The organism is Streptomyces colwelliae (genome assembly GCF_048158785.1).
Taxonomy (GTDB): Bacteria; Actinomycetota; Actinomycetes; order Streptomycetales; family Streptomycetaceae; genus Streptomyces.
Genome location: NZ_JBLTJC010000994.1, coordinates 1 through 422 on the forward strand (window position 1 = coordinate 1; position 422 = coordinate 422).

Here is a 422-nt window from a genome sequence, read left to right on the forward strand (position 1 = left end):
GCACAGGACAGCAATGAAGCGACTTAAAAATGAACTCAATGCGCTGGTGAATCGGGGTGTCGACAGACATCTGCGCCTCGCTGTAACCGGACTTAGCCGCAGCGGCAAAACAGCGTTTATCACCGCGATGGTTAATCAGTTGCTTAATATTCACGCCGGAGCACGTTTGCCGCTGTTAAGTGCGGTGCGTGAAGAGCGCCTGCTGGGCGTGAAACGCATTCCCCAGCGTGACTTTGGCATTCCGCGCTTCACCTATGACGAAGGGCTGGCGCAGTTATATGGCGATCCACCCGCCTGGCCAACGCCAACGCGCGGCGTCAGTGAAATCCGCCTGGCGCTACGTTTTAAATCGAATGATTCGCTGCTACGCCACTTTAAGGATACCTCCACGCTGTATCTGGAAATTGTGGATTATCCCGGCG

The 422-nt window shown here is 55.0% G+C and carries 1 protein-coding gene; it reads left to right on the forward strand.

Annotation, left to right across the window (positions count from 1 at the left end; all coding sequences use genetic code 11):
- Positions 1 to 13 precede the first annotated feature (13 nt).
- Positions 14 to 422: YcjX family protein (locus ACNFOC_RS55515; protein WP_167552641.1), on the forward strand; the 409-nt coding region annotated here is incomplete at its 3' end.